This is a genomic window from Pseudorhodobacter sp. MZDSW-24AT (genome assembly GCF_002794355.1).
Lineage (GTDB): Bacteria > Pseudomonadota > Alphaproteobacteria > Rhodobacterales > Rhodobacteraceae > Pseudotabrizicola.
The window spans coordinates 107,049-122,230 of sequence record NZ_PGOI01000001.1; the positions used below are offsets into that span (position 1 = coordinate 107,049).

Here is a 15,182-nt window from a genome sequence, read left to right on the forward strand (position 1 = left end):
CGCACAAAACCCTAGACCAGCTGGGTGGCAATCCAGTCGCGAAAGGCGATCAGCGGCGGGCGGGGCGGAGCCTCACGCGGCCAGACCAGATAGTAACTGCCCAAACCATGCCCCCGCGCTGGCCAAGCGGGCATCAAGGCCCCGCTTTCCAAGGCATCTTCGATCAGAAACAAGGGCAGCAAGGCCACCCCAAGGCCGTGGATTGCGGCTTGGGTCATGGTGGCGAACTGGTCAAACACCATGCCCAGGGGACGCTGGCCCGGCATGCCCTGCTGCGCCAGATAGCGGCCCCATGCTCCGGGGCGGCTTTCCAGTTGCAGCAAGGGCAGCGTCAACACGTCCTTGACCGCCGCGAGGGGCGCCGGGATCAGGCTTGGCGCACAGACCGGCAGCACCACCTCTTCCATCAACAACAGATGCTCGGCCCCCGGCCAATCGGGGCGGCCGAAATGGATGGCCGCATCAAAGCCTTCGGTCGTGAAGTCAAAAGGACGCAGCCGTGTTGCCAGATGCACGGTCACCCCGGGATGCGCCCGCGCAAAGCCGGGGAGTCGCGGCGCCAGCCATTGCACGCCAAAGGCGGGCAGAATGGCCAAGGACAGCCCCCCGCCCGCCGGATTGGCGCGCAGCCGCAGCGAGGCCTGTGACAGCGCGGTCAGACTGGAGCGCACCTGCCGCACATACTCTTGCGCGGCCGGGGTCAGGCGCAAGCGCTGACGGTCCCGCACGAAGAGTGCCACACCCAGCTGCGCCTCCAAACCTTGCAAGGCGCGGCTGACGGCCCCTTGGGTCAAGGACAGATCCGCCGCCGCCGCCGAAACGGTGCCCAGACGGTCCACCGCCTCTAGGGCCAGAAGCGCAGGCATGGACGGCAACAGGCGGCGCGGGCCAATCATGCATTTTCCTCATGATCCGGTGAGAAGGTTTCAATAGCAAATCGCATCATTCTGAGCAATAACGCAGGGTAAGTGTTGCGCCCAACGCATAGACTTGCCGCCTTTCAAAAGTGCTGGCGGCCGGCGGCCAGCCCCCTCGGGGGTGGCCCCGACGTCCCAGCAAACGCAAGTCTTCGACCGGGCGCCAGCTTCGCCACCCTGACCACAGCCGGAGGATGCCATGAGCCTTGAGACCCCGACCCTGAAAGCCAAGGACGCCCCCGATCTGGGCCGTTTCGATTGGGAAGACCCGTTCCGCCTGAACGACCAACTGACCGAAGAAGAGCGCATGCTGCGCGACGCCGCGCGCAGCTATGCGCAGGAAAAGCTGCAACCCCGGGTGATCGCGGCCTATCGCGAGGAATCCACAGATCCGGACATCTTCCGCGAAATGGGCGCCATGGGCCTGTTGGGTGTGACGATCCCCGAAGCCTATGGCGGGCTGGGCGCGTCTTACGTGGCCTATGGTCTGGTCGCGCGAGAGGTGGAGCGGGTGGATTCGGGCTATCGCAGCATGATGAGCGTGCAATCCAGCCTCGTGATGTATCCGATTTACGCCTATGGCACCGAAGCGCAGCGGCAGAAATATCTTCCCAAGCTGGCGTCTGGCGAGTGGATCGGCTGCTTCGGCCTTACCGAGCCGGATGCCGGGTCAGACCCGGCGGGCATGAAGACGGTGGCGAAGAAGACCGCCGATGGATATGTGTTGAACGGCGCCAAGATGTGGATCTCGAACGCACCGATCGCAGATGTCTTTGTGGTTTGGGCCAAATCCGAAGCCCATGGCGGCAAGATCCGTGGCTTTGTCCTTGACAAGGGCATGCAGGGGCTGTCGGCGCCCAAGATCGGCGGCAAGCTTTCGCTGCGCGCGAGCATCACCGGTGAGATCGTGCTGAAGGATGTCGCCGTCGGAGAGGATGCGCTTTTGCCGCATGTCGAAGGTCTCAAGGGCCCCTTTGGCTGCCTGAATCGGGCGCGCTATGGCATTGCATGGGGGGTCATGGGGGCCGCTGACTTTTGCCTGCATGCCGCCCGGTCCTATGGTCTGGACCGCAAGCAATTCGGCAAGCCTTTGGCTCAGACCCAGCTTTATCAACTGAAACTGGCCAATATGATGACCGACATCAGCCTTGGCCTGCAAGGTTGCTTGCAGGTTGGTCGCCTGCTGGATGAGGCCAATGCCGCGCCCGAGATGATTTCGATCATCAAGCGCAACAATTGCGGCAAGGCGCTGGAGGCTGCGCGTCTGGCGCGAGACATGCACGGCGGCAACGGCATTCAGGAAGAGTATCAGATCATGCGGCACATGGTGAACCTTGAAACGGTGAACACCTATGAGGGCACGCATGATGTGCATGCCCTGATCCTTGGCCGCGCCATCACCGGGCTGCAGGCGTTTTTCTGACCCGCCCTGCGACCAAAACCATAAGGCCCCCGGCGCGGCACCGCACCGGGGGCCTGTTCAGGATGGCCCGGCAAAGTCGTTAGAAGTTTTTGCGTTACGGAATTCTTAGGACCGCAAGGTGCAGTCTGCACCAACGGGCTTTGATCGCTTCAGGTCAACCCGCCCGCTGTCCGGAGGTGTTCCATGAAGCGCACAAGCCTCACGTTCCTGCTGCCCGCCGTCTTTATGCTGTCGATCGTCGTGCTTTTGGCAGCCTATGCCACCTTTGTGCTGGGCGACATGCGCAAAGCCTTGATGTCACAGGCCATCAGCGGGATGCAGGCGGCAACGGCTCGGTCCGTCTATCGGGTGGATACTTGGTTTGAGGCCACGCAAGGCAGGTTGAAAGCCGCCGCTGGCACCCAGTTCACGCGCGATAGCATTCGACAACTCTCGGTCATCCTGCGCGCGATGGGGCCAGAGGCACCAGATTTCCTGTACCGCACTTATGTAGACCCCAATCGCGAAACGGGCACCGCGCGTGACAATTATGATTACAGCGCGGAGCGCAGCGCCTATGGGCTGACCCATGCCAAGTTGCATGATTTCTTCCGCAGCATGCGGCGCGAGAATGGGTTTTACGATATCTTCCTGTTCGATGCCGAAGGCCATCTGGTCTACACCGTCGCCAAGGAAGGCGATCTGGGCCAAAACGCGATGGTGGGTGATCTGGCCCAAACCCCGCTGGGCGCCGCCTTTCGCCGGGCGATGCAAACCCCTGAACCCACCATGGTGTTTGAGGATTTTGCGCCTTATGTTTATTCCAACGCCGAGCCAGCCAGCTTTCTGGCCTATCCCGTCGATGATGAAACGGGGCGCAGGATGGGTGTTTTGGCAATCCAGCTCCCGGTCGAGCTTCTGACGGCCCTTGTCAGCGACGATGGTCAAGGGGGCGATGCGTATGACTTTACCCTTTTGGGCGGCAATGGATATTACTGGAGCCGTCAAAGCGGGAGCGTGATCACGGGCCGGAACCCGATCCAGACACCTCAGATGCTTGCTGCCCTGCGCGGCGAAACTGACACCATAGAAGACACCGTCAACACCAACGGCATACCGGTTCTGGCTGCCTATCGCCCTGTCACGAGCCTGAACATCGGCTGGGCGATCCTTACTGAGCGGAAGGCAGAGGTGGTGTCCGCCCCGGTCAGGGGAGAAGCCAAACGCACGCTCGTGGCGCTTGCCGTTCTGGCCCTTGTCGCGCTTGGTATCGGCTTTGGCATCGGCCGCTGGATCGCGCGCCCTCTTGCGCATCTCACGCAAGCCACCTTGGCCATGATGGCGCGCACGCCCACACAGATTGGCTTCTTGCAGCGGCGTGACGAGGTTGGCGAACTGGCCCGCGGGCTGGAGGTCTTTCGCAAGGATCAGGAGACCGCAGATGCCAACCGGGTAGAGATGTTGTTCAAGGGGAAGGCCTTCGCCACCACCAGCACCGCGATGATGATCTGTGATGCAAAAGGCACCCTGATGTATGTGAATGCGGCACTCATCAAACTGTTCCGCGATCACATCGGCGACATGCGGGCCCGCTTTCCCGATCTTGATCCAGACCGGCTGATCGGGCGCAACATCTCTGTCTTTCATTCCAATCACAATGCCAACCTCATCAAGATGTCAGACCCCGCCAATGCCCAACTGGAGTCGGACATCATAATTGGCGATCAGGTCTTCGCCCTGTCGATCAGCGCGGTGGAAGATGAAGATGGCACCCGGGCGGGCTATGTTGTGGTCTGGGAAAACGTGCGGGAACAAAGGCGCGCAGACGCCATCATCTCTGCGGTGAACGCCGCACAGGCGGTGCTGGAAATCGGGCTAGATGGCCGGATCCTGACGGTCAACGATGTGGCGATGAGCGTTTATCAGTATGCGCGTGCAGCCATCGTGGGCCAGCATCTTGGCATCCTGTTCAAAGGAGGCAGAGCAGAGGCAGAAAATGTGCTTTCCCGCGTGATCTCCCGCGGCGCCTTGAGTGAACCCCACCACCGTGTGGCGCAAGATGGCACAGACCGATTTGTGATCTGCAGCCTGAGTGTGATCCGAAATCGTCGGGGAGAGCCTCAGCGCATCATTGCCATCTGTACTGACCAAAGTGCCGAAACAGAGTTTCGCACCGCCACCGAGCGCGCGATGCAAGAACGCGCTGTGGAGCAGCAAAAGATGGTTGACGCGCTGCGCGATGCTTTGGGCGCGCTTGCCGCGGGTGATCTGACGACACAAATCGTGACGCGCTTCCCGGCCGATTATGAAAGCTTGCGGCTGAACTGCAACCAAGCGGCACAAAGCCTGTCCGACACGCTGGCCCGGGTGGCGGAGGTCGCCGCGTCCATCCTCAGCGGGGCCGACAACATCGCCAATGCCGCCGCCGACCTGTCGCGGCGCACAGAAAGCCAAGCCGCCACGTTGGAAGAAACGGCAGCCGCGCTGGACACCTTGACGGCGAATGTCCGCTCCGCCAGCGAAGGCACACTGAAAGCCGGAACCAAAGTTAAATCGGCACATAGCGAAGCGCGCAACAATGGCGGCGTCGTGCGCCAAGCCATTGACGCAATGGCAGCCATTGAACAGTCCTCCTCGCAAATTTCAAAGATCATCTCCGTGATCGACGATATCGCCTTTCAGACCAATCTTCTGGCGTTGAACGCCGGTGTCGAGGCTGCACGCGCTGGTGACGCGGGCCGCGGTTTCGCCGTGGTTGCCGCAGAGGTCAGAGCCTTGGCTCAGCGCTCCTCCGACGCCGCCAAGGAAATCAAAACCTTGATTTCCACTTCGGAACTCCAAGTCGGCAGCGGGGCGGAACTGGTGAGCCAGAGCGGTCGCGCGGTCGAGGCTATTGTGTCTGACGTGGCCGATATCAGCGCGATTGTGCAAGAGATTTCGCAAGCGGCGCAGGATCAGTCCAACAGCTTGGCAGAAATCAACGCAGGGGTTGCCGTTCTCGACAAGGTGACCCAACAAAACGCCGTCATGGTAGAAGAGTCGACAGCTGCGAGTGTCTTGCTCAAGCAAGAAGCAGATCAACTCTCCGAGCTTTTGTCTGGCTTTACCCTCCACCGCACGAACTCAAAACCAAGTCTCGGGCGCGCTGCCTGACGGGAGACCATGTTGCGACAGCTTCCTGCGCCTCCCGCCTCCTCTGATCGGATCATTGTCATGGGCGCCTCAACAGGCGGGGTCGAAGCGTTGCACCGTGTGCTTGCGAGCTTCCCCTCCGATTGCCCCGCAACCATTCTTGTGCAGCACATGCGGCCTGGTTTTGTTGAAAGCTTTGTTTCCGGTCTGAACCGTCACTGCGCGCCTGAGGTCGTTCTGGCTGAAGACCGCCAGATTGTGAAGCGCGGACGGATTCATGTGGCCCCGGCTGGAAATTTCCACCTCATCGTAACGGCGCATCCGGTGGCAACACTGCGCCTGGTTGACACACCCGCCGCTCATGGGCATCGGCCCGCTGTCGATCCCTTGTTTTTTGCGGCAGCCCGACTGCAGCCTCCCCCTGTCGCGGCCTTGCTGACAGGAATGGGACGAGACGGGGCAGAAGGCCTGCTGCGCATTCGTCACGCCGGCGGACACACGATTGCCCAAGATGAAGCAAGCTCCACGATCTACGGCATGCCGCGCGTGGCCCGAGATCTTGGTGCAGCGCTTCAGATCCTTCCTTTGCATGCCATCGCTGCCGCGGTTTTGCAGGCCGCGGACCCGCCTTCCCCCGGCAGCCACAAGCGGACCATTTGATGCAACACAGTGAAAAGCTGAAGGTCGTTATCCAAGGAGAGTACCAAGTGTCATCAGACCCGCAGGACGTGCTGTCGACGATTCTCGGATCTTGTGTTGCGGCGTTCTTGCGCGATCCGATTGCAAGGGTGGGAGGACTAAATCACTTTCTTCTGCCCGGAAACGACCCAAATGACCGAAATACGATGAAATATGGCCTGAACGCGATGGAGCTGTTGATCAATTCCTTAATACACGCAGGCGCGCGGCGAGACAGGTTGGAGGCAAAACTGTTCGGCGGCGGTCGGATGGTTCCTGGCCTCACCGACATCGGTGCTGCCAATGGCCGCTTCGCGGAAGACTTTCTGCGTCGCGAAGGAATACGTTATCTCGGCGGCAGCCTTGGCGGCAATAGTGGACGCAAGCTTCGCGTGTGGCCGGTTTCGGGACAAGTGCAGCAGATGAAGCTGCCCGCTGCCGCCGTTCAGGAAGCACCTGTAAGCCTCTCAGGTCGGCCAGATATCGTTTTGTTTTGATGGCAGACGAGAGGAAAAGAGGGATTTGTTCAGAATATGACGATCGAACTTGCGGAAGGTTCAAGCATTTGCCCCCGCACGGCAAGTGAAAGCCTTTTTAGGCGCGGCCTTTCTATCAACTCGATGAGGCCTTCCTCGGGGCGATCCGGCAGATGCGAGGCCGTGCCAATCAGGATCTCAGACAGCCCGTCGAGTTCTTGGATGATGCGATCCAGAGATTGCAAGCGTTGGCGGTGCGCAAGCGGTTGATCAGCGGCTTCGCGGTGGTCACATAGAAGGCCAGGGGCAATCATCGCGGCCTCGAAAGCACGTAACTCTTGAGCCACCCGCGCGAGATGTTTGCCGCTGTACAGCACCGTGCTGCGACCGCTCACATCTCCAGTGCCTGACAGGTCAGCCTGATCCAGAGGGGTGTTTTCCGGACTATCCATCAGAGCGGCCCTACTACCCGCTCAATGCAATCGCGCATCCCCTCGCGTGTGAAGGGCTTGGTGATCATGTTGTTCATGCCAAGCGCCCGCCCCTTTGCAACAATTGTGGCATCCGCACGGCCCGTCACTAAGATGAACCCCATGCGCTCAATGCCCTTTGTGCGCCGGATGCCCTCCAATAAGCCTAGGCCGTCGAGCCCGGGCATGTGATAATCAGAGATGACAAGATGAACAGGTTTTTGCACCAAAGAGCGCAACGCTTCTTCCCCGTCGGCGCAGGTGCGATACCCTTCAACCTGCATCCAATCCAGCGCTTGCGTGATCAAACCCCGGCTCACCGCAGTATCGTCCACCACCATAATCTTCAGATCTTCGCGCTTCATTGCTGCCCCTTTGTCCGCTTGATTTGCTGCCGCATGTCAGCGGCGTCTGTAAGTGGTCATTCCTTCGGTTTGAAACTCCGCGAGAGCCGCGCCAGTCACGCGCTCGGAGTGCCCAATCATCAGGAATGCGTCTCGTGGCATCACGGTCGCCAAACGCTGCCACAGGCGTTCTTGCGTCGGCTTATCGAAGTAAATCACGACATTTCTGCAAAAGATCACGTCAAACGGCCTCTTCATAGGCCATGGGTCCTGCAAGTTGAGGTGATTGCAGGTCACCAAACACTTGATCTTTTCGTGAATGTGCAACGCCGTCCCCGCCTTTGATGCAACGAAAAGGCGGCGTGCGACATCGGGGGAAAGCCCAGTTGCCGCCTCTGCCGGGTAGATCGCGCGGCGTGTCTTTTCGACCATGATTTGATCGATATCGGTTGCCAGAATGCGGATGTCATACCGATAGGCGTCAGGACACAGTTCCGACACAACTGCCGCCAAGCTGTAAGGCTCTTCCCCGCTTGAGCAGCCTGCAGACCAAAGCCTGACCCGCCCGCCCGCCTGAGCCTTGGCAATCAGAGGAGGCAGGATGGTGGCAGCCAGGCTGTCGAAGTGATGCTGCTCGCGAAAGAAGGAGGTGACATTTGTGGTTACGGCGGAGATCAAAGCGGAACGCTCTGCCTGACCACTTTGTCCTGACACATAATCAGCATAGGCCGCGAAATCTGGCAAGTTGAGGCTGCGCAGGCGCTTTATCAGACGCGAATGCACCAAGGGGCGCTTGGCCTCGGCGAGAACAATCCCCGCAACGTCGTGAACTAGAGCAGCAATGCGCGAGAAATCCTGATCGCTTAGGAACACATCTGCCGTTGGCGCGAGACCTTGGCTCATGAGTTATGCCGCCGGCTCGACATCTTGGGGCAAGAGCTGGCCGACATCGAGCAGCCTGATCAACCTGCTGTCTTGGACAACGACTCCGCGCAGCATGTTGCGCGTGGTTTCCGAAGCCAGGTCCGGCGTCGGCTGCACGCCTGAGGAAGGCACTGTCAGAATATCTGTCACCGCCTCGACAAGCAGCCCGACGATCCGGTTTTGTATGGCGGCAACGATAATCACGTTGCGATCGGTATCCTCAATTGGCTCCAACCCAAGCCGACGTGCAAGATCAAGGATTGGCACCACCGCGCCGCGCAGATTGATCACGCCCTGAACATAATGGGGCGCATGAGGCAGCAAGGCTGGTCGGCTCCACCCACGAATCTCTCGCACAGAAAGAATGTCGACACAAAAATCCTGACGCGCGGTGCGAAAGGCGACCAATTCGCGAACATTGGGATCCGTCGCAGATCCTGTGGCACGCATGATGTTACTCCGCCGCAAGAGGGGAAACGGGACGTGAAGGCGACTGTCCGCTGGCCGCAAGATCGGTGGGATCGAGGATCAAGGCCACGGAGCCATCTCCCAGCACAGTGGCAGCGGCGATGCCGGGGATTTGGCCATAATTCGCCTCGAGCCCCTTGATGACGACCTGCCTTTGGTCGCGGATCCCATCCACCATCAAGGCAATCGCGCCATCATCGCCGCGTTCGACAACGACAACAATTTCGCCCTCACCCGGTTGCAGGCTGCGCCGAAAACCCAAAGCCATGCCGACATCGATCAAGGGCATACACCGCCCGCGCACGTCGAGGACAGAGTCGGCTTGGCCCAGACTGTGCCGCATCCCCGGCTCCGGCCGCAGCGTTTCGATGATCGCTGAGACAGGGAGCACCAGGGTCTGCCCCGCCGCCACAAAGACCATGCCATCCAACACGGCGAGGGTCAGGGGCAAGCTGATGGTCAGCGTGGTGCCGAGACCGCGCACAGACGTAATGCCAACCCGCCCCCCGAGACCTGCAATTTCAGAGCGAACGACGTCCATCCCCACCCCTCGTCCCGAGAGCGCGGAAACCTCTGTGGCGGTGGAGAAGCCCGGCAGGAAAAGCAAGGCGTCAATCTCTTGCGGGGTGAGTTCGGCCGAGGCGGCGACAAGCCCCTTGTCGATGGCAATCTGACGCACCTTCTCACGGTCGATCCCTGCCCCATCATCTTGCACCGTGATGACGATTCGACCTGAACGATGGGCAGCCGCCAGCTTGATGACACCTTCGCTGGGCTTTCCGAGATCGGTCCGGCGGCTGGGTTTCTCGAGCCCATGGTCCACCGCATTTCGGATCATATGGGTCAGAGGATCGGCCAGCCGTTCGATGATGGTTTTGTCAACCTCTGTCGCCTCCCCTTCCGTGACCAAGCGCGCGGCCTTGCCAGCTGCCATCGACGCCTCTCGGACGATCCGGTGCATCCGGTCGAACAAGGGTTTGACGGGCTGTGCCCGGATGGCCATGACCGATTCCTGAATCTGACGCGACAGCTGACGGAGTTGATCAAGGCTGCGGTCCACCTCCACCGAACCGAAGCCGGGGGATTGTTCAATGGCTTCGGTCAGCATCGCCTGATGGATGACAAGCTCTCCCAAAATGTCGACCAGACGATCCACGCGGTCGATATCAACCCGGATCGTGGGACGGGGACCAGTGCCCGCGGCGGGGCTGACAGCCGCGGCAGGTGGGGCAGAGGTTTGCGCCGGAGCCGTGTTTGCGGGGATTGGCGGGGCGCTCGGCACCGGGGCAAGAGGAGGCGACGATGGCGGGGGGAGGCTCGCGGCCACGTCAGGAATGGGTGGCGCGGCTGAGGCAATGGTGAGATCGCAAATGCCATCAATGAATTCAAAAATTGCCAGAAGTTGCGGGTCGGTGCGCTCCGTTTGCAGGATGACTTTCCAGCCCAGGTAGGATTGCCCGGGGTCAAAACTGTTTGCGTCCGGCAGGGCCGATTGATCCAAGCAAACCTCGGCCGGATCATCTGCGCAGAGGTCGCGCAGCAAAAGGCAGGGGTCGTGCCCAGAGGCAAAGGCACCCGCGTGCGGCCGGAAAGTCAGGGTAACATCGCGGGTGCCTGAGGGCAGAGGCAGGCGGACCGCATCGATCCCGAAGGGTCCGTCCAAGGCCAAAGGCTCGAAAACAAAGGCCTCTTCCTCTTTCGAGCCGCCACCACCCGCATGCTGCTCCAGCGCCGCAATCACCCGTTCATCATGTTCCGGATCGGTCGCATTACCTTGCCGCGCGGCGGAAATCATGTCGGCCAAATGATCACTTGCATGGAGCAGGCCGCCGAGAAGGGCCGGTTCTGGCTGGAGTTTGCCCGCGCGCAAGGCATCCAGCACCGTTTCAAACCGATGCGCAAAACCGACAAGCGCCTTGAGATCAAAAGCACCCGCGCCGCCCTTGATCGAATGCACGGCGCGGAAAACGGCATTGACCGTATCGGTGTCATGCGCGCCGGTCTGGATTGCGCGCAAACCTTCTTCGAGTGCCGACAGAAGCTCGTCCGCCTCGACAAAGAAGATATCCCGAAGGTCTATCAGCCCCGCCATCCCGCCCTCACACCGCTGCGACGCGCCGGATGGTCGAAACCAACGACACTTCGTCAAAAGGTTTGGTAATCCAGCCCGTGGCCCCGGCAGAGCGGGCACGCTCCTTCAGTGAGGTCGCACTTTCCGTGGTCAGCACCAGAATGGGCACACGCGGCGCGACATCCCCCTTTCGCACCGCATCGATCAGCCCAAAACCATCCATCTTGGGCATGTTCAGATCGGTGAGGATCAGATCCGGATCTGCGTCGGGCAGACGGTGCAGGGCATCAACGCCATCTTCTGCCAGCATCACGTCAAACCCTGCTTCGGTCAGCGTCTGGCGGAGCATTTCGCGCATGGTAAGGGAGTCGTCGACAGCCAGGATGCGCAGGGTCATGCCACAGCCTCCCCGATCAGGGAGGTGGCCCCCATCACGCGCAAACACTCCTGACACTCTGGCGAAGGGGTGATGAGGGAGAGCGTTCCACCGTCGCGCTGCGCGCGCTTTTGGGCGACCAACAGCACCTGCACCGCCGCCGCGCTGAGATGACGGACCGCCTGCGCATCGATCACGAGGGCAGGCTTGGGCCCCGCGCCGTCGAATTGGCTTTCCAATTCATACCACAAGGCTTGCGCCGAATCCGGCGTGACCCTGGCGACCAGTTCAATCGTGCGCATCTGTTCAAGACCCTCTGACCGGCGTGAAGAGGGCGGCTGCGACCCTCTGCTCCTCTATGGGTAGCGCCGAAAGACTGAAGGAATTGTTTACCCGGGCCGGATAACGCAGGACATTTTAGACAACTGCCTTTTGCACAGGCCCCGCAACTGCCTAAGACAGCGCACCGATCTTGGGCCGCGTGCGCGCGATCGCGCCTGCCAGTGCCTCAAGCGTGACAGGCTTGGTCACGACATCGGAAAATCCGGCGCGGCGATAATCCTGAAGGTGCTGCGCCATGGCATTTGCGGTGACTGCCAGCACCGGCGGAAGCCCGGCCGCACCGGCCTTGTGCTGCAACTCGGCCAATGCTGTCAGCCCATCCTTGCGCGGCATCGAGATGTCGAGCAGCAACACGTCAAACAGGTCCGGGGCCCAAGCTTCAACCGCTTCATCGCCGTCGCAGACCTGTGTCACAGAGATGCCAAGCCGTGCCAGCATCGTGCGGATGATGAGCCGGTTCGTGGCATTGTCTTCCGCCAGAAGCGCGCGCAACCCCTTGAGCGGCGCGTGCTGCGCCGGTGCCTCGGCCTGTTGCCAGACCGCAGAGGGCAGGCCGACCTCGGCAGGCATCGGCAGGCTGACCGTCACGGTGGTGCCCTCCCCATGCGCACTGACCAAGGTGATCTCGCCATCCATCAAGCCGACAAGACGCCGCACGATGGGCAGGCCCAGACCGGTTCCGCCGAAGCGGCGCGTGATCGATTCATCGCCTTGCGTGAATTCCTCGAAGACGTGCTCCGTCTGATCTCGCGTCATGCCGATGCCTGTATCGGCCACAGTTATGCGGATGCGGCCCGGATGGCTGGGCTCTTCGGCGAGGGTGACGGTGACAGCGCCGGCTTCGGTAAACTTGACCGCATTTCCAACCAGATTGTGCAGCACCTGAAGGACGCGCTTGGCATCGCCACGCCGCAGGCGTTCGGTGCCCGGCCCCAAGGTGATGCTCAAGGCGACCGCCTTGCGCCGCGCGGAAAGCCCATGCATCGCTTCGATCCGCGACGCCAAATCCGCGAGGTTCATCGGGGCGAGTTCCAGCACGAGCTTGCCGCTCTCGATCTTGGCCAGATCAAGCAGATCATTCACGACAGACAACAGATGCGCGCCCGACTCGCGGATGGCCCCCAGCATGCCACGCTGCGAACCATCCAGATCGCCGGCCGCCAGCAATTCCGCCATGCCAAGCACGCCGTTCAGCGGGGTGCGCAATTCGTGGCTCATGTTCGCCAGAAACTGCGACTTGGCGCGGCTGGCCGCTTCGGCACGGTCAATCGCGGCCCGCAGGTCATCTTCGGCTTGGGAGGCCGCGGTGATGTCGGTGACGGTGCAGACCACACGCGCCGACATCACCGGGTCGGGCAGGACCGTGGCATTGACGGACACGACCTTGACGCGACCATCCAGCATCCCAAGGCGCAGCCGCACGTCGCGCACCATCTGGCCGCTGCTCAATGCCACCCGGCAGGGCATGGCAGAAAAAGGCAAGACATGGCCGTCGCTGTCCATGATCCGCAAGGCGACGGGATCGCAGAGTTGATCTTGCAAGGCTTCTGCCGGAAGTTCGAAGATGGATTGCACTTCCCGGTTGAAGAACACCACGCGCGCGGCCTCATCCACCGCAAGAATGCCGGACCCCGAGGTTTCCATCAATGTCGCCAGAAAGTCGCGCTCGGCCCTCAGGTCGACTTCAAGCCCCTTGCGTGCGCTGATGTCGAGATGCACGCCAGACGTCGCGGTGGGATTGCCTTGCATATCCCATTCTGTGACCTGCCCCCGGGAGGCCACCCAGACCCAATGTCCGGCCTTGTGGCGCAGGCGCAATTCATCCTCAAAGTGCCGGGTGCCGCTGCTGAAACGCTCTTCCATGTTGCGGTTCAGCATGATCCAGTCATCGGGGTGCAAAAGGCCTTGCCAGACCGCGTCGGTCACGGGGCCGAGTTCCTCAAGCGTATAGCCGAGCATGCCCACCCAGATGTCGTTGACATGGCACAGACCTGTCAGCATGTCGTGATGCCAGATCCCGGCCTCGGCGCCTTCGATGATTTGTTGCAACCGCTCTTCGGCGGCCTTGAGTGCCGAAACATCGACATGCACGCCCGAGAGGCGCAGCGGCAAACCGTCAGAGCCGCGCATCGAAACCGTGGCGCGGGACTGGACCCAGACCCAATGCCCTGCCTTGTGCCGCAGGCGGAACACGGCTTCGTAAAGATCCGCCTCACCGCGCGTGACCGGCGACAGACAGGCCATGGCATGCTCGACATCTTCGGGATGCAACAGGTCGCGCCATGTGTTCAGGGTGATGGGCGCAAGTTCCTCGCACGTCCACCCCAGCATCGACGCCCAACGCGCATTGACCCGGTTCTCCCATGTCAGGAAGTCGCATTCCCACGTTCCCGCCTGAGAGCCTTCGATCACATGGGTCAGCCGCTCTTTGCTTTCGTGTTCGGCCGTCACGTCAATGCGCAGGCCGACGCGCCCGCCGTTGGAAATCTGCCGGTCCAAGGCGCGGATCACCCTGCCATCGGTCAGACCCGTCAGCCTGTCCGACACAGGCAGTGTCCGCTCGGCCAAGGTGGTGTCCACCATGGCCTGTTTCTCATCCTCGGGCACAGCCCAGATGTTCAGGGCATGGCCCGTCCGCAGCACTTCGGCATAGGTGCCACCGGGCTCCATCAGATGTGCCAAGGCTGGATACATGGCCTTCATGCAGGCATTCACCATCACGATGCGGTCTTGCGCATCAAAAAGCATGAAGCCATGCGGCAAGGCCTGCACGGCACTGTGCAATTCTGCCCGGAACCGCAAGGCCTCGTCCCGCACGGCGCGCACTTCGGCCAAGTAGGCGCGCATCTCACTGATGTCTTCGACCATCACCCAAAGAATGCGCTGACCATAGCCCGTCGTCAGCAGAAAGCCGCGCAGAACCGACGGGAAATGAGAACCATCAGGGCGCTGAAAGCTCTGGTCGATCGGACCGAAGCGGCCACCTTCCTTCACATCCGCGATGGTTCTTTCGACAACCGCCTCGTGTCCGGCCGGAAGGATCGACCGGATCGGTGTGCCGATCAGCGCGTCACGCGGCCAGTCGCCAAAGGACATGAAGGCCGTATTGGCTTCAATGATCTGACCGCTTGTATAGTCGATCAGAACGATGCCCAAGGGTGACAGATCAAAAAGCCGGCGCAGCAGTTCATCACGCCGCGCGATCTTGGCATCAGCCTGTTGGGCGGCAAGCTGGCGCGTGGCAAGGCCGTCCTGCCTGCGGAACAAGGCTTGCAAACTGCGCAGCACAGCCTTCAGCGCCTCAGACACCGGGGCGGGCAAGTCATGCGGAAGACCCGCAAGCCCCGCATTCTTGTCGCTCAGGCAGGTTCCCTTGACGGGCCCCTGCCCCGCCTGCCATGCGCGCGCCCCGACGGTCAGCCGCAAGGGAACCGACAGACCCCGAGCGAGGCTGTCGAGCATCTGTTGCGCCGCGTTTTCGATCGCCTGAGGCTGGTCCTCTTCCAGCCCGGCCTCTGCCAGATCGGCAAGGCCTTGCGCACACGCAAGGAGCAAAGCCCCGACGTCAATTCCCTTCATGCC

13 protein-coding genes are annotated in these 15,182 nt (G+C 61.2%); 4 read left to right on the forward strand and 9 right to left on the reverse strand.

Going from position 1 to position 15,182, the window contains the following annotated elements; genetic code table 11:
• Window positions 1-11: 11 nt before the first annotated feature.
• Complete coding sequence (locus CUR21_RS00555; protein WP_100195066.1) at window positions 12-896, reverse strand: LysR family transcriptional regulator; 885 nt, start codon at window positions 894-896, stop codon at window positions 12-14.
• Between the two features lie 220 nt (window positions 897-1,116).
• On the opposite strand from CUR21_RS00555, the gene CUR21_RS00560 reads away from it, so the two are divergent.
• From CUR21_RS00560 to CUR21_RS00575, 4 genes are all read left to right on the forward strand, one after another.
• Complete coding sequence (locus CUR21_RS00560) at window positions 1,117-2,340, forward strand: acyl-CoA dehydrogenase (protein WP_100195067.1); 1,224 nt, start codon at window positions 1,117-1,119, stop codon at window positions 2,338-2,340.
• 183 nt (window positions 2,341-2,523) lie between these two features.
• Entirely contained in the window at window positions 2,524-5,472 is a 2,949-nt protein-coding gene (locus tag CUR21_RS00565) for a methyl-accepting chemotaxis protein (protein ID WP_100195068.1), read from the forward strand.
• 60 nt (window positions 5,473-5,532) lie between these two features.
• Window positions 5,533-6,111 carry a CheB methylesterase domain-containing protein gene (locus CUR21_RS00570; protein WP_255413767.1) on the forward strand — a complete coding sequence of 193 codons (579 nt, stop codon included), beginning with the start codon at window positions 5,533-5,535 and terminating at the stop codon, window positions 6,109-6,111.
• Complete coding sequence (locus CUR21_RS00575; protein WP_100195070.1) at window positions 6,111-6,626, forward strand: chemotaxis protein CheD; 516 nt, start codon at window positions 6,111-6,113, stop codon at window positions 6,624-6,626. Before CUR21_RS00570 ends, CUR21_RS00575 begins: the two co-directional genes overlap by 1 nt.
• 29 nt (window positions 6,627-6,655) lie before the next feature.
• On the opposite strand, the gene CUR21_RS00580 is transcribed toward CUR21_RS00575, so the two are convergent.
• The 8 genes from CUR21_RS00580 to CUR21_RS00615 form a co-directional block, all read right to left on the reverse strand.
• Window positions 6,656-7,057: a hypothetical protein gene (locus CUR21_RS00580; RefSeq protein WP_157791906.1), complete on the reverse strand. Its 402-nt coding sequence runs from the start codon at window positions 7,055-7,057 to the stop codon at window positions 6,656-6,658.
• Window positions 7,057-7,440: a response regulator gene (locus tag CUR21_RS00585; protein ID WP_232622631.1), complete on the reverse strand. Its 384-nt coding sequence runs from the start codon at window positions 7,438-7,440 to the stop codon at window positions 7,057-7,059. The genes CUR21_RS00580 and CUR21_RS00585 overlap by 1 nt, the downstream gene beginning before the upstream one ends.
• A gap of 36 nt (window positions 7,441-7,476) precedes the next feature.
• Window positions 7,477-8,322 carry a protein-glutamate O-methyltransferase CheR gene (locus CUR21_RS00590; RefSeq protein WP_100195072.1) on the reverse strand — a complete coding sequence of 282 codons (846 nt, stop codon included), beginning with the start codon at window positions 8,320-8,322 and terminating at the stop codon, window positions 7,477-7,479.
• Between the two features lie 3 nt (window positions 8,323-8,325).
• Window positions 8,326-8,793, reverse strand: coding sequence for a chemotaxis protein CheW (locus tag CUR21_RS00595; RefSeq protein WP_100195073.1), 468 nt, complete (start codon window positions 8,791-8,793; stop codon window positions 8,326-8,328).
• 4 nt (window positions 8,794-8,797) lie between these two features.
• Window positions 8,798-10,903, reverse strand: a complete 2,106-nt coding sequence (locus CUR21_RS00600) for a chemotaxis protein CheA (RefSeq protein WP_100195074.1) — start codon at window positions 10,901-10,903, stop codon at window positions 8,798-8,800.
• Between the two features lie 7 nt (window positions 10,904-10,910).
• Window positions 10,911-11,279, reverse strand: a complete 369-nt coding sequence (locus CUR21_RS00605; protein ID WP_100195075.1) for a response regulator — start codon at window positions 11,277-11,279, stop codon at window positions 10,911-10,913.
• On the reverse strand, window positions 11,276-11,560 hold the full coding sequence (locus tag CUR21_RS00610) for an STAS domain-containing protein (protein WP_100195076.1): 285 nt from the start codon (window positions 11,558-11,560) through the stop codon (window positions 11,276-11,278). The genes CUR21_RS00605 and CUR21_RS00610 overlap by 4 nt, the downstream gene beginning before the upstream one ends.
• Before the next feature lie 151 nt (window positions 11,561-11,711).
• A complete protein-coding gene (locus tag CUR21_RS00615) occupies window positions 11,712-15,179 on the reverse strand; it encodes a PAS domain S-box protein (protein ID WP_198431572.1) in 3,468 nt (1,155 codons plus the stop codon).
• Between the last annotated feature and the right edge of the window lie 3 nt (window positions 15,180-15,182).

Bases quoted from the DNA above. Each gene is read 5' to 3' on its own strand.
- CUR21_RS00555 (WP_100195066.1), bottom strand. From the start codon at position 896: ATGATTGGCCCGCGCCGCCTGTTGCCGTCCATGCCTGCGCTTCTGGCC.
- CUR21_RS00560 (WP_100195067.1), top strand. From the start codon at position 1,117: ATGAGCCTTGAGACCCCGACCCTGAAAGCCAAGGACGCCCCCGATCTG.
- CUR21_RS00565 (WP_100195068.1), top strand. From the start codon at position 2,524: ATGAAGCGCACAAGCCTCACGTTCCTGCTGCCCGCCGTCTTTATGCTG.
- CUR21_RS00570 (WP_255413767.1), top strand. From the start codon at position 5,533: ATGGGCGCCTCAACAGGCGGGGTCGAAGCGTTGCACCGTGTGCTTGCG.
- CUR21_RS00575 (WP_100195070.1), top strand. From the start codon at position 6,111: ATGCAACACAGTGAAAAGCTGAAGGTCGTTATCCAAGGAGAGTACCAA.
- CUR21_RS00580 (WP_157791906.1), bottom strand. From the start codon at position 7,057: ATGGATAGTCCGGAAAACACCCCTCTGGATCAGGCTGACCTGTCAGGC.
- CUR21_RS00585 (WP_232622631.1), bottom strand. From the start codon at position 7,440: ATGAAGCGCGAAGATCTGAAGATTATGGTGGTGGACGATACTGCGGTG.
- CUR21_RS00590 (WP_100195072.1), bottom strand. From the start codon at position 8,322: ATGAGCCAAGGTCTCGCGCCAACGGCAGATGTGTTCCTAAGCGATCAG.
- CUR21_RS00595 (WP_100195073.1), bottom strand. From the start codon at position 8,793: ATGCGTGCCACAGGATCTGCGACGGATCCCAATGTTCGCGAATTGGTC.
- CUR21_RS00600 (WP_100195074.1), bottom strand. From the start codon at position 10,903: ATGGCGGGGCTGATAGACCTTCGGGATATCTTCTTTGTCGAGGCGGAC.
- CUR21_RS00605 (WP_100195075.1), bottom strand. From the start codon at position 11,279: ATGACCCTGCGCATCCTGGCTGTCGACGACTCCCTTACCATGCGCGAA.
- CUR21_RS00610 (WP_100195076.1), bottom strand. From the start codon at position 11,560: ATGCGCACGATTGAACTGGTCGCCAGGGTCACGCCGGATTCGGCGCAA.
- CUR21_RS00615 (WP_198431572.1), bottom strand. From the start codon at position 15,179: ATGAAGGGAATTGACGTCGGGGCTTTGCTCCTTGCGTGTGCGCAAGGC.